Below are 22,357 nucleotides of genomic sequence, written 5' to 3' on the forward strand. Positions count from 1 at the left end.
GGATGCAATTCGGGGAGTGCAGCGCCAGGACGGCCCCGGATTGCATCCGGGCTACGAACGGCGCGATGCGCTGTGTCAGTCCATGGCCTCATCCACCAGCTCAATCCAATGTCGCACCGGAGTGCGACCCGCGCCGTCCAAGTGGGTCTGGCAGCCGATGTTGGCGGTGGCGATCACCTGGGGCTGGCCGCTTTCCAGGGCGTTGAGCTTGTTATCGCGCAGTTGCCGCGACAGTTCTGGCTGGGTGATGGAGTAGGTGCCGGCCGAGCCGCAGCAAAGGTGTCCGTCGGGCACCGGGGTCAGGTGGAAGCCGAGCCGGCTGAGCACGTTTTCCACCGCGCCGCCGAGCTTCTGCGCGTGCTGCAGGGTGCAAGGGCAGTGGAAGGCAAGGCGTAGGTCGCTGCGGATACCGAGGCTTTCCAACTGTGCATCGCGGAGTACTTCCACCAGGTCCTTTGCCAGATTCGCTACACGCGAAGCCTTGGCGGCGTAACGCGGGTCATCCTTAAGCAGGTGACCGTATTCCTTGACGAAAGCGCCACAGCCGCTGGCGGTTTGGATGATTGCTTCGGCACCGTTTTCGATGGCCGGCCACCAGGCGTCAATGTTGCGCCGTGCCCGGTCCAGGCCGGCGTCCTGGGCGTTTAGGTGATAGTCCACGGCACCGCAACAACCGGCTTCACGGGCGGGGACGACGCTGATACCGAGGCGGTCCAGCACACGCGCGGCGGCGGCATTGGTATTGGGTGAGAGCCCGGGCTGCACGCAGCCTTCCAGCATTAGTACCTGGCGTTCATGGCGCACCTCGGGGCGTGGCTGTGCTGGCCGAATCTGGCGGGGCAGCTTGGCCTTGAGTGCCTCCGGCAACAAGGGACGGAAGGCATGGCCGGTACGTACAAGGGTCTTGAACAGCCCTGCATGAGGCACCACGGCGCGCAGTCCGGCGCGGATAGCGCGTTCGCCCAATGGGCGTGGCACCCACTCCTCGACCACGGCGCGGCCGATATCCAGCAGGTTGTGGTACTGCACGCCGGAGGGACAGGTGGTTTCGCAGTTGCGGCAGGTCAGGCAACGATCCAGGTGTTGCAGGGTGCTGGCGCTGGGTTCAAAGCCTTCGAGCACCTGTTTCATCAGGTAGATGCGCCCGCGTGGGCCGTCGAGTTCGTCGCCGAGCAACTGGTAAGTGGGGCAGGTGGCATTGCAGAAGCCGCAGTGCACGCAGGAGCGCAGGATCGCTTCTGCTTCCTCGCCGCGCGGCAGGGCGCGTGCTTGTTCGCTTAATTGGGTTTGCATGGTCGGCCTCAGATTTCCGCGTACATCCGCCCGGGATTGAAGATCCCATGCGGGTCCAGTTGCGCCTTGAGCTGGCGGTGGTAGCGCATTAGCGCCGCCGGCAGCGGCTGGAAGGGGCTGTCGCAGGTTTCGTAGCAGGTTGCGTGGCCGCCGGCGTGGCTCACTACAGATCGGATGTCTTCGGCCGGCGCCTCGGATTTCAACCAGCGTTGGGCACCACCCCAATCCACCAGCTGTGCTCCTGGAAGCAACAGGGGCGGGGTGTTGTTGGGCAGAGAGACACGCCAAAGTGGGCGCTTATCGCTGAAGAAGGACAGACGCTGTTCGCGCAAGTCTTCCCAGAAATCGAGCCCGATGGTTTCGCAGCCGAGGCGGTCGCGAGCTGCGGCCACCGAGCCCTCGCCGCCTTCCAGGCGCAGATGCAGGTATTCGCCGTCATGGCAGGCGGCGCTGATGGGCAGCGGCTGCTGGCCCCATTGGGCGAGCTTTTGCAGGGCTTGCGACAGATCAAGCTCCAGGCGCAGGTTGGCCACGGCACGGGGTTTGGGCAGCACCTTGAGGGAAACTTCGGTAACCACCCCAAGGCAGCCGAAACTACCGGCCATCAGGCGTGACAGGTCATAGCCGGCAACGTTCTTCATCACTTCGCCGCCGAAACGGAGGTGCTTGCCCTGGCCCGTAATGACGCGAGTGCCGAGGACGAAGTCTCGCACCGAGCCGGCCCAAGGGCGGCGCGGACCGGACAAGCCTGCGGCGACCATGCCTCCCACGGTCGCATCGGTTCCCAGGTGCGGTGGTTCGCAGGCCAGCAGTTGGCCTTGCTCATCCAGCGTCTGTTCCAGCTCCGCCAGCGGCGTGCCAGTGCGTACCGTCACTACCAGCTCGGTCGGGTCGTAAGTGACAATGCCACGATGTTCCCGGGTATCCAGCAGCTCGCCTGTCAGCACGCGGCCTAGGTGCGACTTGCTGCCGCCGCCCTGTATCCGCAACGGTTTGCGCTGTGCGATGGCATCGTTGACCTGCTCCAGCAGCCGCGCACTGGCATCGAAAGATGTCTGGCTCATCAGAAGCGCTCCAGTTCGGGGAAGGGCATTTGGCCATGGTGCACGTGCATGGCGCCGAACTCGGCGCAGCGGTGCAGGGTGGGGATGTTCTTGCCGGGATTGAGTAGGCCGGTGGCGTCGAAGGCTGCTTTCACGCCGTGGAACAGGGTCAGTTCGTCGGCGTTGAACTGGGCACACATCTGGTTGATCTTTTCGCGTCCCACGCCGTGTTCGCCGGTAATGCTGCCGCCCACCGCCACGCAGAGTTCGAGGATCTTGCCGCCCAGAGCTTCGGCCCGCTCCAGTTCTCCGGGCTGGTTGGCATCGAAGAGGATCAGCGGGTGCATGTTGCCGTCGCCGGCATGGAACACGTTGGCCACCCGCAGGCCGTACTCGGCCGACAGTTCAGTAATTCCGCGCAGGACGCCGGGCAGTTCGCGGCGTGGGATGGTGCCGTCCATGCAGTAGTAGTCCGGCGAGATGCGGCCCACCGCCGGGAAGGCATTCTTGCGTCCGGCCCAGAAGCGCACCCGCTCGGCTTCGTCGCGAGCCAGGCGCACTTCGGTGGCGCCGGCTGTTTCCAGCACCTGGCGAACCCGCTCGCAATCGTCGTGGACGTCCGCCTCAACACCGTCCAGTTCGCAGAGCAGGATGGCTTCGGCGTCCACCGGGTAGCCGGCGTGGATGAAGTCCTCGGCGGCGCGAATGGCCAGGTTGTCCATCATCTCCAGGCCACCGGGAATGATGCCGGCGGCAATGATGTCGCCCACCGCGCGGCCGGCCTTTTCCACCGAATCGAAGGCCGCCAGTAGCACCTTGGCCACCTGCGGTTTGGGCAGCAGCTTGACCGTGACCTCGGTGATCACGCCGAGCATTCCTTCTGAGCCCGTGAACAGTGCCAGCAGGTCGAAGCCGGGGCTGTCCAGCGCATCCGAGCCCAGGGTAAGGCGTTCGCCTTCCACGGTGAGGATGTCCACCTTGAGCAGGTTGTGCACGGTCAGCCCGTACTTGAGGCAGTGCACGCCGCCGGCGTTCTCCGCCACGTTGCCGCCGATGGAGCAGGCGATCTGCGAGGAGGGGTCCGGTGCGTAGTAGAGGTCGAAGGGCGCTGCCGCCTGGGAAATCGCCAAGTTGCGCACGCCAGGCTGGACCCGGGCGAAGCGCCCGGACGGGTTCACTTCGAGGATGCGGTTGAAGCGCGCCATCACCAGCAGGATGCCCTGCTCAAGGGGCAGGGCTCCGCCGGAAAGTCCGGTGCCAGCACCGCGGGCCACCACCGGTACCTGGTGCTCATGGCAGAGCTTGAGCAACTGTTCCACCTGCTCAACACGCTCGGGTAGCACCACCAGCATCGGCGTAGTGCGGTAGGCGGACAGGCCGTCGCATTCGTAGGGTTTGAGGTCTTCCTCTTGGTGGAGGATGTCCAGGTCGGGCAGCCGCTCGCGCAGTTCGGCCAGCAGCGCGGTTTTGTCGACCTTCGGCAGCGCGCCGTCGACGCGCTCGTCGTAGAGGATATTCATGGCAGGCTCATCGGTCTTGTTGTTGTGGCGCCAGCGTTTGCCGGGGCGTTTGTAGAACCATCATTGGTCCCGCTTCAGCTGGCCGTCCATTGGTCTGTCAACTGGTCCTACCAGTTTCTGTGACAAATAGAGCTAAGGTTGTTCATTGCTACTAAAGCGGTCTCTATGCTGTAGGGAGTTTCATTCAAGCCTTGAAAGGGTGTTTAGCAACTGGTCCTACCAATTTGAGGAGAGGCCAATGTCCAGCGAAAAGACTGACGAACGTCGACACGTCGCCGATGTGGTGGCCGAGCGCATCGAGCAATTGATCGTCGATGGCGTGCTCAAGAGCGGCCAGTCGCTGCCTTCTGAGCGACGCCTGTGCGACAAGCTGGGCATTTCCCGTTCGGCCCTGCGCGAGGGGCTGAAGGTGTTGCGTGGGCGCGGCATCATCGAAACCCGCCAGGGTAGTGGTTCCTATGTGGCTGAGCTGACCGGACCGCGCGATTCCAGTCCGCTGATGCACCTGTTCAGATCCCAGCCGCGCACCCTCTACGACCTGTTGGAAGTGCGCGCGCTGCTGGAGGGCGAATCCGCCAGGTTGGCCGCGCTGCGCGGTACCCAGGCGGACTTCGTGCTGATTACGCGACGTTACGAGGAAATGCTTGCGGCCCATGCTGCTCCAGAGGGCCTTGACTCCCAGGAACATGCGCACCTCGACCATGCTTTCCATCTGGCGGTATGCGAGGCCTCCCATAACCCGGTCCTGGTGCACACCCTGAAATCGCTGACCGACCTGATGTTGAGCTCGGTGTTTGCCTCGGTTAACAACCTCTACCACCGGCCGCTCAGCCTGAAACAGCTGGATCGCCAGCACTCCCGTCTCTACCACGCAGTGACCGAGCGCTTGCCCGACCAGGCTCAGCGCGCGGCCCGCGATCACATCCACGGCATTCGCGACAGTCTCAAGGAGATCGAGCAGGAAGAGCAGCGGTTGGTACGGGCGACCCTGCGCCTCGAAGGCTGGGCTTGAGCGCGATTCGCAGCGGCGGGCTTCCATGTTCGCCCAGGGGGGGAGTGTCACTGGAGGTCTTTCTCCGCTCGTAATGCCATAAAAAAGGGCATGGATTGTGCCCATGCCCTGTCGCTAGCGAAGTCCGCACCGGATCAGTCGCGGACGCCCTCCAGCAAACCTTTCAAGTTGGTGCTCATGACACGCTGAGCCTGGGCATCGCTGAGATCCTCGATGTCCTTGAAGAAGTCCCACGGGTGGCTCAGGCCTTCCGGGTGCGGCCAGTCGCTGCCAAAGAGCACGCGGTTGTCACCCATGATCTCGCAGATACGCAGCACCGGGTCCTCGTAGAACGGCGAGATGAAGACGTGCTTCTTGAAGCTTTCCACCGGGTCTTGTTTGAAGGCCTTTGGCATCTTCTTGTAGTTCATCGCCAAACGTTCCAGCAGCGGCTCCAGCCAGGAGCTGCCGTTCTCCAGCGAGGCCACGCGCACGTCCGGGAAACGGTCGAAGACGCCGTGGCAGACCAGCGAGGTCAGGGTGTCGGAGATGGCGCGCCCCATCCAGTCCAGGGTTTCGGCAAAGGGATCCTTCTCGAAGGGACGGAATTCGCCCTTGCCACCGGCGGTCCACCAGCGGTTGATCTTGTCGTAGCCGGAGTCGGAGACATGCAGCATGACGAAGATCTTCGCCTCGTTGACCCTGGCCCAGAACGGGTCGAACTCCGACATGCCTGGAGCGCGGCCCTCCATCGGGTCTTTGGTGCCGGCGACCGGGGCAGGGCGGATGCCTACGACACGAGCACCATGTTTCAGGACGTACTCCAGCTCTTCGACAGCGCGATCGACATCGAAGAGGTTGATCATCGGCACCGGGAACAGTCGATTCTCGCGGGCGAAACCGCAGCCCTCGGCCAGCCAGCGGTTGGAGGCGTGCATCAGGGCGGCAATCACATCCGGCTTGTCAGCCAGGCGTTCTTCAATCACCGAGGCCAGGGTGGGAATGAACAATGCGGCATGAATCTTCTGCTCGTCCATCACCTTCAGGTGTGCGGCACCATCGAAGAAGGCCGGGTCCGAGGGTATCGGCTCGCCGCCGATTTCACGCAGCGACAGGCCCTCGGGGTTCTCACCGCGGTACCACTTTTCGTGAGCGCCCGGTGCAGCCACCACATCGAAAGTCGGGTTCGGGATGTAGTCGCTGATCACGCCGCCGACGGCCAATTTGGTACGGCCGTTGACCTGCACGTATTGGAATTCCTTGCGGTATTCCTTGGGCAGGTGGGTCAGGAAGGCCTCCGGCGGCTCGTAGAAGTGCCGGTCGACATCGTAGATCGGGTAATTGACGTTACGCATCATGACCTCTGTGATCGGTCTGGTTGATTAGTGAAACTGACTGCATGTTAGTTATGTGTGTGCGTCAAGACAGCTTGGATTGACGCGTATCAAGAGTTATTAACTGACGTGTTATCACTGATTGGGCCTCCGGCCCGGAGAAACGAAGCATGAGCGACGCATTGGCGGGGAAGATTGCAGTAGTAGTTGGCGGGAGCAGCGGGATAGGCCTGGCGACTGTGGCTGCCCTATTGAGGGCGGGCTGCGCGGTGCGTGCCACCGGGGTCTCCGCAGCAGAAATTGAGGCCTGCCGGGCCGACTCTGAGCTGGCCGGCGCAGTGTTCGACCTGCTTGATGTCCGCGATAGTGAGGCGGTGACGCGCTACTTCTCCGAGCTCGAGCGCTTGGACATCCTGGTCAACTCCGCTGGTATCGGTCGGGGGGCTGCGGAGTTCGAGGAAGAGGGCTTCCTGCAGACGGTGGAGATCAACCTCAACGGTTCCATGCGTTGTTGCTATTCCGCCCGCGAGCTGTTGGCGCGTAATGGTGGAGCCATCGTCAACCTGGCCTCGGTTATGAGCTTCTTCGGCAGCCCCACGGCGCCGGCCTACTCCGTCAGCAAGGGCGGTGTAGTCCAGTTGACCCGTAGCTTGGCGGTGGCCTGGGGCAAGGAAGGTATTCGGGTCAACGCCGTGGCGCCGGGCTGGACCGATACCCCAATGACCCGAGGTATCCAGGAGCATGCCGCCGAGCGTAATGCCCGGGTGCTGGCGCGTACGCCTCTCGGGCGCTGGGCCCGGCCGGAAGAGATAGCAGCGTGCATTCTGTTTCTGGTATCGCCGGCAGCCTCGTTCGTCACTGGTCATGTGCTGGCGGCGGATGGCGGATACATGGCCAACGGCGTTTGAACTTGGGCCCGGCATTCGCCGGGCCTTTCTTTTTCTGCTCCGCCTTTTGCATTCGTGGCAACCCCTGCATCCATGTCACCGCCGACAGTTCGCAGCGGCTGAAGCGCTGCAACCCTGTTGCCCGGGACCCAAGCACCGCATAGCCTTCCCCTCTAATCCGGCCTGTCGGATCAAAGGCAGTTCAACAAGAGATAAATTGACAGCATGTTGTCAATCTGGAAATGAGGTGTCATAGTTTGAGCAAGACGTCCGATTCAAGTGGTGCAGTGACGTTCGATCACTCGGTCCACAGCGAGCAGGGTGCTCGCCTGGCTGAGCTGGTCGATGAGGTGTTGCGTTTGCACGGTCGGGTGATGAGTGCAAGGAAGCCGGCAGCGCTGGGCAGTTCCGCTCAGATCATCGTGCTGGCCTCGGTGGTCTTGGCGCAGGAGCCGCCCACCGTGGCGCGCATTGCGCGCAGCCTGGGCTACAGCCGTCAGGCAGTGCAGCGGGTGGCCGATGTGCTGGTGGAGGACGGGCATGTCCTCTACGTGGACAACCCTCATCACAAGACTTCCAAGCAGCTGGTTCCCACTGAACAGGGGCGCCGGGCCTACGCCGAGGCCAACCGGGAAAGCGCGGAGTGGACCGAGCGCATCTCCCGTGGGCTGGAAGTCGTGGATTTGGAGCAGACGTTGAGTGTGCTGAGGCAAATTCGCCGGAACCTCGAGCTGGACAAACAAGAGTCCGCAGGAGGGCCGGCATAACAACAAGAACCAGGTAAACGGGAGGTGGTCGATGGTCGCAACAGTGAGTGATCCGCGCCGCCCCGCCAGTCAGGCGGGGCGAGCAGTCAGGGAGCGAACCAGATGACTTGGACCCTTCCCGATTTCGACGGACTGCTCGACTGGGCCGCCCTGGCCCCTTGGGTCGAGTCGGCCGGTCTGCCTGGTCGTGGTCCGGTGACAGAAGTCACCCAACTGACCGGCGGCTCGCAGAACAATCTGTTCCTCATGCAGCGTGGCGAAACCCGTTTCGTGCTGCGTCGCCCGCCGCGTCATCTGCGCACCAACAGCAACGAGACCATGGCCCGTGAGGCTCGGGTCCTGGCGGCGATCGCAGGCAGCAACGTACCCCATCCACGTCTGTTGGCCGCCAGCACTGATGGCGCGGTGATGGGTGTCAATTTCTATGCGATGGAGCCACTGGAGGGCTTCTCTCCTGCGGGTCAGCTGCAGGGACGCTATGCCACGGATGCCAGCTGGCGCCGGAGCATGGGAGAAGAGTTCGTCCGCGCCGCGGCAGCCCTGGGCGGATTGGACTATCAGTCCCTCGGCCTCGAGGGCTTCGGTCGGCCCAATGATTGGCATGGTCGCCAGGTGGAACGCTGGCGCTCGCAGCTGGACGGTTACCGTGACACTCCCGGCTACAGCGAGACCTCCTTGTCGCATGTCGACGAGGTGGGTCGCTGGCTCTCCGACAATGTCCCCTCGGATGGCCGCATCGGCATCATTCACGGCGATTTCCAGTGGCCCAACGTCATGTTTTCCCTGCACGCGCCCCGAATTTCCGGGCTGATCGACTGGGAACTCTCCACCCTCGGGGATCCACTGCTGGATCTGGCCTGGGTGCTGACCTCCTGGCGCGAGCGGGGCGACCCCGAGGGCGGCGCCGGTGCCAAGCCGGTGGTGGAGCCCTGGGATGGTTTCATGAGCCGCTCCGAGCTTATCGCCCTCTACGGCGAGCTGAGCGGTCGTGACATGGCAAGCATGCCGTGGTTCTTCGTTCTGGCCTGCTACAAGCTCGCCTGCCTGCTCGAAGGCACCTATGCACGCTCGCTGATCGGCAAGGCCCCGAAAGAATTGGGGGACTACCTGCACGACTACGCCACCTGGCTGATGGCCAAGGCCCGACAACTCATCGCCACCGCCTGACGCGGTCCGCCGAAACTGCCTGGAGCACAACAGATGTGGGACTTTTCCACCGACCCCGAATTTCAAGCCAAGCTGGACTGGATCGACCGATTTCTGCGTGAGGAAGTGGAGCCGCTGGATGTGCTCTATCCCTCGGTAAGCGTTGTTTATGACACCCGCCACGAGAAATCCCGCGCAATCCTCAGGCCACTGCAGGAGAAAGTACGCCAGCAGAAGCTCTGGGCCTGCCACCTCGACCCACATCTGGGCGGGGAGGGTTATGGTCAACTCAAGCTGGCGCTGATGAATGAGCGCCTGGGCAGATCCCTCTGGGCGCCCACGGTTTTCGGTACCGCCGCACCGGACACCGGCAACGCCGAGATTCTCGCCATGTTCGGCACCCCCGAGCAGAAAGCACGCTACCTGCAGCCACTGCTGGATGGCGACATCGTTTCCTGCTTCTCGATGACCGAGCCTCAGGGTGGTGCGGATCCGCGGGTGTTCACCACCACCGCCGTGCGCGATGGCGAACACTGGGTGATCAATGGCGAGAAGTGGTACTCCTCCAATGCCCGTTACGCCGAGTTCATCCTGGTACTGGCAGTGACCGCAGCGGACGCGCCGATCCAGAACCGCATGTCCATGTTCATCGTGCCGCGGGAGACTCCGGGTCTGGAAATCATCCGCAACGTGCCGCACATGGGCGAGCGCCTTGAGCAGGACGAAGCCACCGAAGGCTACCTGCGCTACGACAATGTGCGGGTGCCGCTGGACCATATGCTCGGCGATATCGGTGGCGGATTCGCGGTGGCTCAGGCACGTCTTGGCGGAGGCCGCATTCACCATGCCATGCGCACCGTAGGCCAGTGCCAGCGTGCGCTGGACATGATGTGCGAGCGGGCCCTCAGCCGGTACACCCAGGGCACCCTGCTGGCGGAGAAGGGCACGGTACAGGCCATGCTCGCCGACACGCAGATCGAGCTGGAGCAGTTCCGCCTGCTGGTACTCAAGACCGCCTGGATCATCGACAACAGCCACGGCGATCCGCGCAAGGCGCGCGCCCATATCGCCATGGTCAAGGTGGCAATGGCAAAGATCTATTACGAGATCGTCCGCCGCGCCATCCATCTGCACGGCTCACTCGGGGCGACTTTCGAAACTCCCTTGGCCTACATGTGGAACAACGTGCCCACCATGGGCCTGGCCGATGGCCCGACCGAGGTGCACCAGGTCACCGTCGCCCGTGAACTGCTGCGCAACTACAAGGCTGCCGAGGGTCTGTTCCCCTCCGAACACCTGCCGCCGAAGATCGCCGCCGCCCGTGACCGTTACGCCGACATCCTGGGGGAGCAATGATGAGCGACAAGCTGTTCGACCTCAGCGGCAAGGTCATTCTCGTCACCGGGGGAAGCCGAGGGCTTGGCTATCAGATGGTCAAGGCATTCGCTGAGCGCGGCGCCAACCTGATCATCGCCAGCCGCAAGCTGGACGCCTGCGAAGCCGTGGCTGAGGAGGTGCGGGCTCTTGGCCGGCGCGCTTTGGCCGTAGCCTGTCACGTGGGCAAGTGGGCCGAAGTGGAGCGCTTGGTGGATGTGGTCTACGCCGAATTCGGCCGTATCGACGTGCTGGTGAACAACGCCGGTATGTCGCCGGCGGTGCCCAGCCACGAAGTGACCGAGGAGCTGTTCGACAAGGTTCTCGGCCTCAACTTCAAGGGGCCTTTCCGGCTGAGCGCGTTGGTTGCCCAGCGGATGGCGGCGGGAGAGGGTGGTTCCATCATCAATATCAGCAGCACCGGTGGCATCCGTCCTGCTCCGCAAATCGTGCCTTACGCCGGTGCGAAGGCCGCGCTCAACGCAATGACCGTCGGTCTGGCCCAGGAGTACGGACCCAAGGTGCGGGTAAACACCATCTCCGCCGGCCCATTCCTTACGGATATCGCCAAGGCCTGGACCGAGGACATGCGGCAGAGCTGTGCCAACGCGCTCGGTCGACCGGGTCAGCCGGAGGAGATCGTTACTACTGCGCTCTACCTGGCCAGCCCGTATTCCACCTACACCACCGGTTCGCTGATCAAGGTGGATGGCGGCTTGCCTTAGGAAGGATGGGCGGATGCCCACCCGCGGACGCAATCAACTCCCCATACAACAAGAACAAGAGGTCGATGCCATGCAGCTGGCAGGCAGGAATGCGATCGTCACCGGTGGTGCCCGCGGTATAGGCGCCAGCGTGGTACGTGCCTACGTAGCGGAAGGCGCGCGTGTGGTTTCCCTGGATGTACTGGATGAGCAGGGCAAGGCTCTGGTCGATGAACTGGAGGCCAGCCATCCAGGCAAGGCCTTGTTCCTCCATTGCGATATTGCTGAAAAGGCGCAAGTGGATGGTGCCTTCCGCGAGGCTGTGGGCTGGCTGGGCGGACTCGATGTGCTGGCCAACGTCGCGGCGGTGGAGCGCACAGCACCGGCCGAGTCCATTGGCCAACCGGACTGGGACCTGATTTTCGATGTCAACGTGCGTGGCACGCTGCACACCAATCAGGCGGCGTTTCCCTATTTGAAGGACCGGGGCGGGCGCATCATCAACTTCGGCTCCGCTGCCGGCCTCGGTGGCATGCCAGGCGCCGCCCACTATGCCGCGTCCAAGGGCGCCGTGTTGGCCTGGACTCGCACCCTGGCCCAGGAGTGGGCGCGCTACGGCATTACGGTGAACGCCCTCGCGCCGATGATCTGGACGCCCATGTACGACGCCCACCGGGCCAAGATGAGTGTCGAGGAACTTGCCGCCCACGACCAGATGCTCAGCCGCATCATCCCTTTGGGTGGCAAGCTTGGAGACGCCGAGCGGGACCTGGCGCCAGTGATGGTCTTCCTCGCCGGGGAGGGCTCGCGTTTCATTACCGGCCAGACCCTCTGTGTGGATGGCGGCACTGTGCCGGTCCGCTGAGGGAGGCGAGCGATGCGCGAATTTTCGAACAAGACCGCCGTTATCACTGGCGCAGCCAGTGGCCTCGGCCTGGCCATGGCGCGCACCTTCCAGCGTGAGGGCATGCGCGTTGTCCTGGGAGATCTGCCTGGTCCGGCGTTGGAGGCAGCGCGGGCCAGCCTGACAGAACTGGGCGGCGAGGTCCTGGCCATTCCAGTTGACGTTACCGATGCCGCCTCGGTGGAGGAGCTGGCGCGCCAGGTAGATACCATCGGCGGGCTGGACATCCTGTGCAACAACGCCGGCATCACCGGCGACCGACCAAGGAACAGCTGGGAGCATGACCTGGGCAATTGGCGGCGGGTGCTGGACGTCAACCTGATGGGAGTCATCCATGGACTGCACAGCTTCGTGCCGCGCTTGCTGCGGCAGGGGCGTCCGGCCCATATCGTCAACACGGCCTCCATGGGCGGGCTGATGGCTATTCCCTACATCGCGCCCTATGTGGCGGCCAAGTCGGCGCTGGTGGCGCTGTCCGAATCCCTGGCCCTGGAACTCAAGAGCGAAGGGGCTCCCATCGCAGTCTCGGTGTTCTGCCCAGGGCTGGTACGCACCGGCCTCACGGGGCCGGGACGCGATCATCCGCTGTCGCGGGCGCCCGAGCCTTCGACTGCTGCGCTGGCCTTCCAACAAGGCACCCAGAAGGCGCTGGAAAAGGCTGAGATGAGCGCCGAAAGCGTGGCTGAAGTGCTGCTCGAGGCCATTCGCGAAGAACGCTTCCACGTGTTGACCCATGAGGGCTCTCTGGCGCTGGCAGGACAGCGCTGGAAACGCCTGGTCGACCAGTACCCATCCGGAGTCTGAAATCATGAGCTTTTCCACCCAACTCAACGACAAGGCGTTGCCGGGCTGGTCCGTCGGCCAAATGGACACCGTTAACGACGTGGTGCGCCGCGCGGCGCGGGAGCATGGCGAGCGTCCCTTCCTCGACGTGCAGGGCGATGTTTACAGCTTCGCCGCCATCCAGCGGGAAAGCTGCCGGCTGGCCAACGGCCTGGCGGCCCTGGGCGTGGTCAAGGGCCAGACGGTAGTGACCATCCTCGATAACAACGCCGATGCCGTACTGCTCTGGTTCGCGCTGAACAAGCTGGGCGCTATCAGCGTGCCGGTGAACACCGCGCTCAAGGGCGATTTCCTGCGCCATCAGATTGCCGACGCCACCGCCGCGATGGTGATCGCCGAAACCGAGTACGCCGAGCGCATCGCCCTGGTGAAGGACGAACTGCCGCACCTCAGGCACATCGCCTATCGTGGCGCCGCGCCTGAGGCGGACCTCAGCGGCAAGACGCTTATCTCTCTCGAGGCGCTGCGCAGTGACGATGCCAGCGATCCGCAGGTCGAGGTAATACCCAGCGACCTGACCATGCTCATCTATACCGGCGGCACCACCGGCCCGTCCAAGGGCTGCATGATCAGCCATAACAACGCCTGCAACGAGGCACGGCAGATCATCGAAGCCCACGGGCGTACGCCGGAGTCCATCACCTGGACACCATTGCCCTTGTTCCACCTCAACGCCACGGTTACGACAGTCCTGTGCAACCTGATGATCGGCGCCCGCTCCGTGATCTACCCGCGTTTCTCGGTCTCCGGGTTCTGGGCCGACATCGAGCGCAGCGGCGCCAACGAGGCCAATCTGTTGGCCACCATGGCTCCGTTGCTGGCCGAGGCGCCGGAAAGCGACGCGATGAAGCGTTGCCATGGGCAGCTCGACAAGGTCTACAGCGCACCCTTCACGGCAGAAGTGCAGCAGCGCTGGCGCGAGCGCTTCGGCGTACGTCACACCGTTGGCGGCGCCGGCTTCGGTCTGACTGAATGCGCCATCGTCACCATGCTTCCCTTTGGCGCTCCGGTAAAGCCAGGTTGTGCAGGGCGTCGCTGCGATTCATTCGATATCCGTGTGGTCGACGACAACGATGTCGAGTTGCCCTATGGCTCTCCCGGAGAGCTGATCGTTCGACCACTCAAACCTCACGTGATGTTCGAGGGTTACTGGAACCGTCCGGCTGACACGCTCAAGGTGATGCGCAACATGTGGTTCCACACGGGCGACATCGGAAAGATGGACGAGGACGGCTACTTCTTCTTCCTTGACCGCAAGAAGGACTACATGCGTCGCGGCGGCGAGAACATCTCCGGCTTCGAGATGGAGCGCAGCTTTGGTGCTCACCCGGAGATCGAGGAAGTGGCGGTCCATGCGGTGTTTTCCGAACTGTCGGAGGACGAGGTGAAGGTTACCGCCGTACTGCGGGAGGGCAGCATGCTCCGCGAAGAGGATCTTTGTCGCTGGGCCATCGATCGCGTGCCCTACTACGCGGTCCCTCGGTTCATCGAATTTCGCACCAGCCTGCCGCGCAGCCCGGTAGGGCGCATTCTCAAATACCAGCTACGCGATGACGGGGTTACCCCGCAGACCTGGGACAGGGTCAAGGCGAACCTGACCTTTGCCAAACGTTGACCTCCTGAAGTGCGGCGATACCTGCCCAACACTATTTCTGGTGAGGCGCCGCACCCAGCCATCGAGTGTCCTTTCGGGGCGACATGGATGGCGAAAAATAAAAGAGTGTCATTTATTGCTTTCGCGGGTATAGAATCCGGCTAAAACAACAACAAGGCTGAGCGGGGTATCCACGCATGAGTTCCCAGCACCATTCCGGTCCTTCCCTGGCGATTGACCTCACCGAGTTTCGCCAGGGTTGGCGCATTCTCATCCTGGCACTGCTGGGTATTGGCACATCGGTGGGGGTCGCTCCGCTGTATTCCTTCGGTACCCTGGTACTGCCCATGCAGGAGGCTTTCGGCTGGTCTCGCGAGCAGATTCAGCCCGCCATCGCCTTTCTCTTTGCTTTTACCATCGTCGCAGTGCAAATCAGTGGCTGGCTGATCCGCCGCTATGGCCTGCGTCCGGTGGCAATCTCCTCGCTGGTTGCCCTGGCCCTCGGCTACTTCGCCATCAGCCTGATGACCGGCCCGATCTGGCAGCTCTATGCCGGTTACTCCCTGCTGGCGTTTGTTGGCATGGGCACCACCATGGTGACCTGGACGCAGCTGGTGAACCTCTGGTTCGACCGCAATCGCGGTTTGGCCCTGGCCATCATCCTCAGTGGTACCGGGCTGGCCGCTCTGGTGCTGCCGCCGGTGCTGAGCTGGGTAATTGCCCAGTCCGACTGGCGCGCCGGATTCTGGGTGCTGGGCGCCATGCCGCTGCTGATCACATGGCCGCTTTCGCTGCTGTGGATGCGTAGCGACAGCCCGATCACCCGTGCGGCCGCCGAGCCCGGCACTGCTCCCCAACTGCCAGGCATGTCCCTGCGCCAGGCGGCGCTGTCGCCACGGTTCTGGCTGTGTAACGTGGCACTAGTGCTTTCGGTGACATCGATGATTGGAATGGTCACCAGCACCATTCCCATGTTGCGCGACAAGGGGCTGTCCGCCACCGACGCGGGACTGGCATTCAGTGTCTATGGCATCTCCCTGATTCTCGGTCGAGTGGTGGTGGGTTACCTGGTGGACCGCCTCTGGGCACCGGGGGTTGCCTTTGTGGTGCTAGCGTTGCCCGCCTTTGGCTGCCTGATGTTCGCCGGCGCGGATACCCACATGACCAGCCTGATGCTGGCCTCGGTCCTGGTCGGTGTAGGTGCGGGGGCGGAGATGGACATCGCCGCATTTCTCATGGCGCGTTACTTCGGTATGCGTGACTACAGCCGCATCTTCAGCCTGCACATGGGCTTCATCGGCCTGGGGGCTACATTGGCACCGCTGTACTTCGCTTATCTCTACGCCCAGACCGGTTCTTATTCCGGCTTGCTGACCCACTGTGTCATCACCTTCGCCCTGGGCTCGGTGCTGATTCTCACTCTGGGTCGATACCCGAAATTCGACCTGCCAGAGCCAGCCCAGCAGACTGCCGATCAGTCGAGTAACGACCTACCGGGCCTGTCCCGCAGCCAGGTATAAGGAGTGCGAAGATGAGCGGCAGAAACGTCCAGGAAGTGAGCGCCTATGTGGCAAGTGTCCCGCCACAAGCGGGCATGGACCCCTTGCTGACCCACCTCGAGATCTTTGGCACTCCGGAGTTCGACGAGGAGGGGGCCACCTTGCGCCTGCGCTTGAAAGAGCATCACATGAATGGCGGAGCATCTGCCCACGGCGGATTGATGATGACCCTGATGGATGCCGTGCTGGCCTGTTGCACCCTGGGGCACGGCAGTGGTCGCAGCTGTGTCACAGTGGAGCTCAAGACCAACTTCATGCGGCCTGGCGGCGGCGTTGGTGGTTTGCTGGTCGCTCGGGGGTTCCTGCGCTCTAGTGGCAAGTCACTGGTATTCTGCGACGGTGAGGTGCGCAACGAAGCGGGCGAACTGCTCGCCACTGCGTCGGGTACCTTCAAGTACGTGAATCGCAAGACGCCGGCGGCCTAGTCGGCGAACAGGCCTTGCGGGTCCAACTGCTTGCGGAGCAGCCGCATGTCCTCTGCTTCCGGCAACTGACCGAGACCAGGTGCGCAACCATCCGGCGTGAAGCAGATTGCCCGCCCCCCCAGTGCCTGGGCGTGGCGCTGGATCACCAGTGCCGGCTCAGCACTTTTCAGCCAGCGCTGGGCTCCGCCCCAGTCCAGTAGCACCATGCCCGGCAGCTCCCGTTGCGGAGCTTCTGCTGCTACCTGAACGCACCAGAGCGGACGTGGGTCGCGGAAGAATCCCAGGCGCTGTTCGCGCAGTTCGTCCCACAGGCTGGAGTTGGATTCCTCTCCACCAATCAGGCTCCTGGTTCGTTTCACGGCTTCCGGCGTGCCTTCCAGGCGCAGGTGAAGCGCATCGCCGGTGTGGCATCCGCCGCTGAGCGGGGAGGGATAGCGCATCCAGGCCTGGAGCTGGCGTAGTGCTAGCGACTGGCTGATTTCCAGGCGAAGACTGAGGGTCTGGCGAGGCTTAGGGCGCACTTGCAGACAGATCTCGGAGATAAAGCCCAGGCGGCCCAAGCTGCCGGCCACCAGCCGGCTTGGAATGGCTTCATCGCCAAAGTGGCGTATCTGACCGTTAGCGTCGATCAGACTGCCACCCAGTAGGTGTTCCGCCACGCCCCCGACCCAGGGGCGACGGGGGCCCGCCAGGCCAGTGGCGACCATGCCACCGACCGTGGCGCCCGCTGAGAAACTCGGTGGCTCGAAGGCGAGCATTAGCTGGTATTCGTCCAGAGTGGTGTTGAGTTCCCGCAAGGCGGTGCCCGCCCGCGCGCGAATCCAGAGTTGCGCTGGATCGAGTTCGAGGACGCCCCGGTGATTGCGACTGTCCAGGCTTTCTCCACAGCTGCTCAGGCCAAGAAAGCCTTTGCTGTCACCACCCCTGATTCGCAACCGGGCACTCCTTGCCTGGGCTGAACAAATGGCTTCGATCATCTGCGTGCTGGCGTCATGGGCCTTCATCACTGTCCTGGTTACCTGCTAATAATTGACTATGTGTCAGTTTATTGGTTAGTTTCGATACCATCAACAAGGGCACGAGAGCCAGTTTTCGGAGTACATATTTCATGACGGCAGCAGCGGCGGTAAGGCCAAGAAACTGGAGTCAGGAGCGCCTAGCGGAACTGTTCGTGCTGGAGCGGGAGGCCCCCGGGTCATTCCTCGCCAGCACTCACGACACCAACCTCAATGGCCGGGTATTTGGTGGCCAACTGCTGGGACAGGCCTTGGCCGTAGCCCAGCGCTACAGTCCGGAGCTGATGCCAGCGACACTGCATTGTCTGTTTCTCCAGGGCGCGCGCACCGACCAGCCGCTGGACTATCGGGTGACGCCCCTGCAGAAAGGAAAACGTTTCACCAGCCTGCATGTAAGCGGCCAGCAGGGCGAACGCCGGATAGTGGATGCGCAGGTCACGCTACAGGCGCCGATCAGCGGATTCTTCCATATGGAAACCGCCACCGAACTGCCCGGGCCGGAGCAACTGCTGTCGCTAGATGTTGTCGAGGACGGCCATTGGGCGCGCTTTGTCAGACCGTTCGTGGAGCTGCGCATCGTCGAGCCGCAACACTACCTACGCCAATGTGCCGAAGCGCCAGCCATCGCCTACTGGTTGAAGTTGCGCGAGAGCCTGCCGTCGTCGCCCGCCTTGCATGCCCAGATACTGGCGTATCTGAGCGACTACTGGATCAATTCGGCGGCCATCAGCTACCACGTGCCCATCGAGCAGGCGCGGGAGCGGCTGTTCGTGTCCAGCCTCAACCATTCCCTTTGGTTCCATCGTCCCATTGTTGCCGATGACTGGCTGTTGTTCGTCTGCGAAAGCCCAAGCATGCAGAGGGGGCGCGGCCTTACGCAGGCCCGGGTGTTCGACCAGTCGCGGAACCTGGTGGCGTCCATTGCCCAAGACTGTCTTGTTGGGGAGCGGGAGTAAAAATGAGCGAATTGCAGGGCTTGAATCTACAGCCCTGCTTCCGTCTGCTCTTCCTGGGGCAATGGATGGTGTTCCTGCAGGAAGTCGATGATGGCGGAGTTGAAGTGATCGTTCTTGTCGCCGGCGACCATGTGCCCGGCGCCCTCGATATCGACGAAGGCCAGATGCGGCAGCATGCTGCGCAACTCTTCCACGCCATCCGGGCTGACTACGTCGCTCTGGCGACCGCGTACCAGCAGGGTGGGGACCCTGACAGCCGGGGCCGCCGCCTTCATCGTCTGGCTGATGCGCTCGACCTTGTCCCTGTGGTCGCCAACGATGAAGCACGGGTCCCAGTGCCAGTACCAGCGGCCATCGTCGCGCAGGCGCAGGTTTCTGGCGAGGCCGCTGAGGTCGCGTGGAGGAGGGCGGTTGGGGTTGTAGGCGCCAACGGCTTCGGCTGCCTGCTCCAGTGAGGCAAATCCGTCCGGGTGCCTGGTCATGAAGCCGACGATGTGCTCGATACCCTGAGGCTCCAGGCGCGGCGTGACGTCCACCAGGACCAAGGCTTTCGCGATATCGGGATACCTACCGCATACCACCAGTGACTGGGTGCCGCCCATGGAGGCACCGACCAAGACCGGACGACCGCCAAGGGCCTTGATCACCGCAAGCAGGTCGGCGACCTGGGCCTCCAGGCTGTAGTCGCCATCTGCTGCCCAGTCGGACTCGCCATGGCCGCGGGCATCCACCGAGACCACGCGATAACCCTTGTCGGCCAGTACCTGGTGCGCGCGCGCCCAGGAGTGGCGGGTTTGTCCGCCACCGTGGAGGAGGATGACCGTGGGGGCATCCTCCGCACCTGAAAGGTCCGCCGCCAGACGGTTGCCATTGGCGCCCTTGAACCAGGCCTGCACTTTCATCGTCGCGGCTCCCTAGCGTTTCTGCAGCTTGAAGCCGGCCTTCTCACGGTCCCAGGTGCCGGCGGTGACACCTTCGTCACGCAACTGGAACTTGTAGACGCGACCCAGCGGGCTCTTCGGCAAGGCGCTACGGAACTCGATATAGCGCGGCACCGCATAGTAGGGCATCTGGTCGGCCGCCCAATGACACAGGTCTACTTCGTTCAGCACCGCATCCGGCTTGAGGGTGATGGTCACCTTCAGCTCATCCTCGCCCAAATCGGACAGCACAGCATGGGCGGCCACCTCGTCCACCGCCTGGTGCTGGAGAAAGGCACTTTCCACCTCGAAGCTGGAAATGTTCTCTCCCCGGCGACGCAGGTAGTCCTTCTTGCGATCGAGGAAGTAGAAATAGTCATCCTCGTCGAACATGCCGATATCGCCGGTGTGGAACCACATGTTGCGCATCACCTTGAGGGTGTCTTCCGGACGCTTCCAGTAGCCTTCGAACATCACATGGGGTTTGCGCGGACGAACGATGATCTCGCCGGGGGTGTTGGGCGGGAGCTCGACATCGTTGTCGTCGACGATACGCACGTCGAAGTACTCGGTGTTGCGCTTGCCGGAGCTGTTCGGGCGCATCGGCGTGCCAAAGGGAAGGATGGTCGGCAGCGAGCATTCGCTAAGACCGAATCCGCCGCAGATGGTATGAGTGACACCGAAGCGCTCTTTCCACTGCTGTTGCACCGGAACCGGGAAGGGCGCACCCCAGACTGCCTTCAGCTGGCCGAAGCAGCGTTTCATCGAGTCGTTTTCCGGGGCGCCGGCCAGCATCGGCATCATGGAGGCCAGCAACTGCACATCGTTGGCACCGGTGCGCTCGATCTCCGGCCAGAAGTTGGAAACCGAGAAACGGGTATAAAGCGCAACCTGAGCGCCGACCATCATGTTCGACAGCACGGTGGTGGCCACCGCATTGAAGTGGAACAACGGCAGCGGAGACCAGGTAATGGTGTCTTCCTGGCGGTTGGTGATCACCAGCATCTGCCGGGCCAGGCTGCAGGCGTAGTTGTGGCTGATCATGCAGCCCTTGGATGGGCCAGTGGTGCCGCCGGTATAGATGAGCATGGCCAGATCGCCGGGCTGCACGTCCACACCAGGCTCGCTGGAGTCATCGCTGAGCAGGCTCGTCCAGGACAGGAGCTGTTTGTCGAACACGAGATCCGGTACCGCGCCGCGATAGACCAGGGTTTCCAGCTTGGGCAACTTGCTGGCGATGCTCGCCACGCGTTCGGCATAGTCGCTTTCCGCGATCACCAGAACCGAATCGGCGTCCGACACCTGATGGCGGAGAAACTCACCCTTGAGTGCGGTGTTCACCGGTACGCTGATGGCGCCCAGCTTGTTGATGGCGAACCAGATGCATACTGCGTCGGCCGAGTTATCGAGGATGGTGACCACGGTCTGGCCCTTGCTCACCCCCAGGGCGCGCAGGCCATTGGCAAGGCGGCATGCGGTCCGGTTGAGATCAGCGAAGCTGTAGGTCTCACCGAGGAAATCGAGAAACTTGCGTTCACCATACTTTTCAGTCGAGCGTTGCAGCACTGCATTGATGGTGTCGACCTGTTCAGTGCTCCAGCCGGGTTCGCGTGTTGACATATATCTGGACCTCGATGTTGTTTTTGTAGGTGCCTCTCGTGGAGCCTGGATCGAGAGGCAGTCCCGCTACCATGGCCTGCAGTCAGGTTTCCTTAGCATTGGCCACTCTGGCCATTGGTAGTTAAAAACTGACTGTTTGACATTTTTTAGAGTCTGCCGCAGTCTGGATGGGGGGTCAATACTCTCTCGAAGAGTCCCCCTGAACCCGCCTGAAACCCGATAACAAGCAAAGAGGAAGCTCCATGGTGTCGGCTCTGGAACGAACAGCGATCATTTCCGGCATCGGCCAGTCGGCCGTGGGGCGCAGGCTGGGGCGCACAGGTCTGGATCTTACCCTTGAAGCCGTGTTCGCGGCGCTGGCAGACGCCGGCCTCGACCGCAGCCAGATAGACGGTGTGGCCAGTTGGCCGGGCTATCGCGCCGATATGCCAGCCTTCTCGCCGGTGTCCATCGGCCAGGTAAAGGAGGCCCTCGGGCTGGAGCTGAACTGGTACTGCGCGGGTAACGAGGCTACCCAGATGAGTGCTCTGATCAATGCCTGCATGGCCGTGGCCTCTGGTCAGGCGCGCCATGTGCTGTGCTTCCGTACCGTTACCGAATCGAGCGCCCTGGCGCAGGGTGTGCGCTCCAGCACCGTGGGAGGGGCGGCAGCGCGGGTGTCGGGTTTCGCCGAATTCCTGGTGCCTTTCCAGGCGGCCTCCGCAGCTAACTGGGTTGCCCTTGCGGCGAGTCGCTATTTCCATGAGTTCGGCACCCGTCGCGAGCAACTGGCGGCCATCGCATTGAACGCTCGGCGCAACGCCATGCTCAATCCCAAGGCGGTCTACCGCGACCCATTGAGCCTCGACCAGTACATGGCCTCGAGAATGATCTCGACACCGCTGTGCCTGTTCGACTGCGATGTGCCGGTGGATGGTTCCACCGTGCTCATTATCTCGCACCGCGACACCGCGCCGGATCTGCGCAGTAAACCAGTGTTTGTCGAGTCCATCTGCGGCCCCTTCAGCGGTCGTGATGCCTGGGACCAGATGGATGACCTCACCCGGTATTCAGCCGAAGCCTGCGGGAAACGCCTGTGGAGCCGGACGGACTACAAACCAGCGGACGTTGACCTCGCCGAACTCTATGACGGCTTCAGCTTCCTCTCCCTGCTCTGGCTGGAAGGCTTGGGCTTCTGCGGCCGTGGCGAAGCGGGAGATTTCGTCGAGGGTGGCCAGCGCATTGCACTCGACGGCGAGCTGCCCCTGGCTACCCACGGCGGACAGCTTTCCGCCGGGCGCTTGCACGGTCTCGGCCATGTGCACGAGGCCGTAGTGCAGCTGCGCGGTGAGGGCGAGGCACGGCAGGTGCCGGGCACTCCGAAACTGGCCGTAGCCAGTAATGGTGGCGGGCCTCTGGCCGGTGCTGTGCTGCTGTCGCGAGAGTGACTCCTGGATGATGGCCCGCCCTGATCGGGCGGGA

The 22,357-nt window shown here is 62.9% G+C and carries 20 protein-coding genes; 13 read left to right on the top strand and 7 right to left on the bottom strand.

Annotated features, from left to right (window positions below; genetic code table 11):
- Positions 1 to 75: 75 nt before the first annotated feature.
- From glcF to glcD, 3 genes are read right to left on the bottom strand one after another with little or no spacing between them, the layout of a single operon-like run.
- Positions 76 to 1,293 carry a glycolate oxidase subunit GlcF gene (gene glcF, locus PCA10_RS13840; protein ID WP_016492720.1) on the bottom strand — a complete coding sequence of 406 codons (1,218 nt, stop codon included), beginning with the start codon at positions 1,291 to 1,293 and terminating at the stop codon, positions 76 to 78.
- Positions 1,294 to 1,301: 8 nt separating this feature from the next.
- On the bottom strand, positions 1,302 to 2,357 hold the full coding sequence (glcE, locus tag PCA10_RS13845; protein WP_016492721.1) for a glycolate oxidase subunit GlcE: 1,056 nt from the start codon (positions 2,355 to 2,357) through the stop codon (positions 1,302 to 1,304).
- Complete coding sequence (glcD, locus tag PCA10_RS13850; RefSeq protein ID WP_016492722.1) at positions 2,357 to 3,856, bottom strand: glycolate oxidase subunit GlcD; 1,500 nt, start codon at positions 3,854 to 3,856, stop codon at positions 2,357 to 2,359. The genes glcE (PCA10_RS13845) and glcD overlap by 1 nt, the downstream gene beginning before the upstream one ends.
- A gap of 238 nt (positions 3,857 to 4,094) precedes the next feature.
- On the opposite strand from glcD, the gene glcC reads away from it, so the two are divergent.
- Positions 4,095 to 4,868, top strand: a complete 774-nt coding sequence (gene glcC / locus PCA10_RS13855; protein ID WP_016492723.1) for a transcriptional regulator GlcC — start codon at positions 4,095 to 4,097, stop codon at positions 4,866 to 4,868.
- Positions 4,869 to 5,002: 134 nt separating this feature from the next.
- Here the strand turns inward: glcC and PCA10_RS13860 are convergent, their stop codons facing one another.
- A complete protein-coding gene (locus PCA10_RS13860) occupies positions 5,003 to 6,202 on the bottom strand; it encodes an amidohydrolase family protein (RefSeq protein WP_016492724.1) in 1,200 nt (399 codons plus the stop codon).
- A gap of 149 nt (positions 6,203 to 6,351) precedes the next feature.
- Between PCA10_RS13860 and PCA10_RS13865 the strand changes: the two genes are divergently transcribed.
- From PCA10_RS13865 to PCA10_RS13910, 10 genes are all read left to right on the top strand, one after another.
- On the top strand, positions 6,352 to 7,089 hold the full coding sequence (locus PCA10_RS13865) for an SDR family NAD(P)-dependent oxidoreductase (protein WP_016492725.1): 738 nt from the start codon (positions 6,352 to 6,354) through the stop codon (positions 7,087 to 7,089).
- A 236-nt stretch (positions 7,090 to 7,325) separates the two neighbouring features.
- The gene (locus tag PCA10_RS13870; protein WP_016492726.1) at positions 7,326 to 7,835 is read left to right on the top strand and encodes a MarR family winged helix-turn-helix transcriptional regulator; all 510 of its coding nucleotides are present in this window, start codon (positions 7,326 to 7,328) and stop codon (positions 7,833 to 7,835) included.
- A gap of 102 nt (positions 7,836 to 7,937) precedes the next feature.
- Positions 7,938 to 9,002 (top strand): phosphotransferase family protein, encoded by a 1,065-nt coding sequence (locus tag PCA10_RS13875; RefSeq protein WP_016492727.1) that lies wholly within the window; start codon positions 7,938 to 7,940, stop codon positions 9,000 to 9,002.
- A 33-nt stretch (positions 9,003 to 9,035) separates the two neighbouring features.
- On the top strand, positions 9,036 to 10,337 hold the full coding sequence (locus PCA10_RS13880; RefSeq protein WP_016492728.1) for an acyl-CoA dehydrogenase family protein: 1,302 nt from the start codon (positions 9,036 to 9,038) through the stop codon (positions 10,335 to 10,337).
- Positions 10,337 to 11,080, top strand: coding sequence for an SDR family NAD(P)-dependent oxidoreductase (locus PCA10_RS13885; RefSeq protein WP_016492729.1), 744 nt, complete (start codon positions 10,337 to 10,339; stop codon positions 11,078 to 11,080). Before PCA10_RS13880 ends, PCA10_RS13885 begins: the two co-directional genes overlap by 1 nt.
- 13 nt (positions 11,081 to 11,093) lie before the next feature.
- Positions 11,094 to 11,924 (top strand): SDR family NAD(P)-dependent oxidoreductase, encoded by an 831-nt coding sequence (locus PCA10_RS13890; RefSeq protein ID WP_231866630.1) that lies wholly within the window; start codon positions 11,094 to 11,096, stop codon positions 11,922 to 11,924.
- A 12-nt stretch (positions 11,925 to 11,936) separates the two neighbouring features.
- Positions 11,937 to 12,767, top strand: a complete 831-nt coding sequence (locus PCA10_RS13895; RefSeq protein ID WP_016492731.1) for an SDR family NAD(P)-dependent oxidoreductase — start codon at positions 11,937 to 11,939, stop codon at positions 12,765 to 12,767.
- A gap of 4 nt (positions 12,768 to 12,771) precedes the next feature.
- Positions 12,772 to 14,421: an AMP-binding protein gene (locus PCA10_RS13900; RefSeq protein ID WP_016492732.1), complete on the top strand. Its 1,650-nt coding sequence runs from the start codon at positions 12,772 to 12,774 to the stop codon at positions 14,419 to 14,421.
- 176 nt (positions 14,422 to 14,597) lie between these two features.
- The gene (locus tag PCA10_RS13905; protein WP_016492733.1) at positions 14,598 to 15,920 is read left to right on the top strand and encodes an MFS transporter; all 1,323 of its coding nucleotides are present in this window, start codon (positions 14,598 to 14,600) and stop codon (positions 15,918 to 15,920) included.
- Positions 15,921 to 15,931: 11 nt separating this feature from the next.
- Positions 15,932 to 16,384: a PaaI family thioesterase gene (locus PCA10_RS13910; protein ID WP_016492734.1), complete on the top strand. Its 453-nt coding sequence runs from the start codon at positions 15,932 to 15,934 to the stop codon at positions 16,382 to 16,384.
- On the opposite strand, the gene glcE (PCA10_RS13915) is transcribed toward PCA10_RS13910, so the two are convergent.
- Positions 16,381 to 17,388 (bottom strand): glycolate oxidase subunit GlcE, encoded by a 1,008-nt coding sequence (glcE, locus tag PCA10_RS13915; protein WP_041770269.1) that lies wholly within the window; start codon positions 17,386 to 17,388, stop codon positions 16,381 to 16,383. The genes PCA10_RS13910 and glcE (PCA10_RS13915) overlap by 4 nt on opposite strands.
- 104 nt (positions 17,389 to 17,492) lie before the next feature.
- Between glcE (PCA10_RS13915) and PCA10_RS13920 the strand changes: the two genes are divergently transcribed.
- Complete coding sequence (locus tag PCA10_RS13920; protein WP_016492736.1) at positions 17,493 to 18,356, top strand: acyl-CoA thioesterase; 864 nt, start codon at positions 17,493 to 17,495, stop codon at positions 18,354 to 18,356.
- 26 nt (positions 18,357 to 18,382) lie between these two features.
- On the opposite strand, the gene PCA10_RS13925 is transcribed toward PCA10_RS13920, so the two are convergent.
- Together PCA10_RS13925 and PCA10_RS13930 are read right to left on the bottom strand one after the other, a co-directional pair.
- Positions 18,383 to 19,258 (bottom strand): alpha/beta fold hydrolase, encoded by an 876-nt coding sequence (locus PCA10_RS13925; RefSeq protein ID WP_016492737.1) that lies wholly within the window; start codon positions 19,256 to 19,258, stop codon positions 18,383 to 18,385.
- A 12-nt stretch (positions 19,259 to 19,270) separates the two neighbouring features.
- Positions 19,271 to 20,896, bottom strand: a complete 1,626-nt coding sequence (locus PCA10_RS13930) for an AMP-binding protein (protein WP_016492738.1) — start codon at positions 20,894 to 20,896, stop codon at positions 19,271 to 19,273.
- A gap of 242 nt (positions 20,897 to 21,138) precedes the next feature.
- Here PCA10_RS13930 and PCA10_RS13935 point away from each other — a divergent pair, with 242 nt between their 5' ends.
- Positions 21,139 to 22,323 carry a thiolase family protein gene (locus PCA10_RS13935; protein WP_016492739.1) on the top strand — a complete coding sequence of 395 codons (1,185 nt, stop codon included), beginning with the start codon at positions 21,139 to 21,141 and terminating at the stop codon, positions 22,321 to 22,323.
- Positions 22,324 to 22,357: the final 34 nt, after the last annotated feature.

This window comes from Pseudomonas resinovorans NBRC 106553 (genome assembly GCF_000412695.1).
GTDB lineage: Bacteria > Pseudomonadota > Gammaproteobacteria > Pseudomonadales > Pseudomonadaceae > Metapseudomonas > Metapseudomonas resinovorans_A.

Excerpts from the sequence above, each read along its gene's own strand:
- glcF (WP_016492720.1), bottom strand. The coding sequence starts at position 1,293 with ATGCAAACCCAATTAAGCGAACAAGCACGCGCCCTGCCGCGCGGCGAG.
- glcE (WP_016492721.1), bottom strand. The coding sequence starts at position 2,357 with ATGAGCCAGACATCTTTCGATGCCAGTGCGCGGCTGCTGGAGCAGGTC.
- glcD (WP_016492722.1), bottom strand. The coding sequence starts at position 3,856 with ATGAATATCCTCTACGACGAGCGCGTCGACGGCGCGCTGCCGAAGGTC.
- glcC (WP_016492723.1), top strand. The coding sequence starts at position 4,095 with ATGTCCAGCGAAAAGACTGACGAACGTCGACACGTCGCCGATGTGGTG.
- PCA10_RS13860 (WP_016492724.1), bottom strand. The coding sequence starts at position 6,202 with ATGCGTAACGTCAATTACCCGATCTACGATGTCGACCGGCACTTCTAC.
- PCA10_RS13865 (WP_016492725.1), top strand. The coding sequence starts at position 6,352 with ATGAGCGACGCATTGGCGGGGAAGATTGCAGTAGTAGTTGGCGGGAGC.
- PCA10_RS13875 (WP_016492727.1), top strand. The coding sequence starts at position 7,938 with ATGACTTGGACCCTTCCCGATTTCGACGGACTGCTCGACTGGGCCGCC.
- PCA10_RS13880 (WP_016492728.1), top strand. The coding sequence starts at position 9,036 with ATGTGGGACTTTTCCACCGACCCCGAATTTCAAGCCAAGCTGGACTGG.
- PCA10_RS13885 (WP_016492729.1), top strand. The coding sequence starts at position 10,337 with ATGAGCGACAAGCTGTTCGACCTCAGCGGCAAGGTCATTCTCGTCACC.
- PCA10_RS13890 (WP_231866630.1), top strand. The coding sequence starts at position 11,094 with ATGCCCACCCGCGGACGCAATCAACTCCCCATACAACAAGAACAAGAG.
- PCA10_RS13895 (WP_016492731.1), top strand. The coding sequence starts at position 11,937 with ATGCGCGAATTTTCGAACAAGACCGCCGTTATCACTGGCGCAGCCAGT.
- PCA10_RS13900 (WP_016492732.1), top strand. The coding sequence starts at position 12,772 with ATGAGCTTTTCCACCCAACTCAACGACAAGGCGTTGCCGGGCTGGTCC.
- PCA10_RS13905 (WP_016492733.1), top strand. The coding sequence starts at position 14,598 with ATGAGTTCCCAGCACCATTCCGGTCCTTCCCTGGCGATTGACCTCACC.
- PCA10_RS13910 (WP_016492734.1), top strand. The coding sequence starts at position 15,932 with ATGAGCGGCAGAAACGTCCAGGAAGTGAGCGCCTATGTGGCAAGTGTC.
- glcE (WP_041770269.1), bottom strand. The coding sequence starts at position 17,388 with ATGAAGGCCCATGACGCCAGCACGCAGATGATCGAAGCCATTTGTTCA.
- PCA10_RS13920 (WP_016492736.1), top strand. The coding sequence starts at position 17,493 with ATGACGGCAGCAGCGGCGGTAAGGCCAAGAAACTGGAGTCAGGAGCGC.
- PCA10_RS13925 (WP_016492737.1), bottom strand. The coding sequence starts at position 19,258 with ATGAAAGTGCAGGCCTGGTTCAAGGGCGCCAATGGCAACCGTCTGGCG.
- PCA10_RS13930 (WP_016492738.1), bottom strand. The coding sequence starts at position 20,896 with ATGTCAACACGCGAACCCGGCTGGAGCACTGAACAGGTCGACACCATC.
- PCA10_RS13935 (WP_016492739.1), top strand. The coding sequence starts at position 21,139 with ATGGTGTCGGCTCTGGAACGAACAGCGATCATTTCCGGCATCGGCCAG.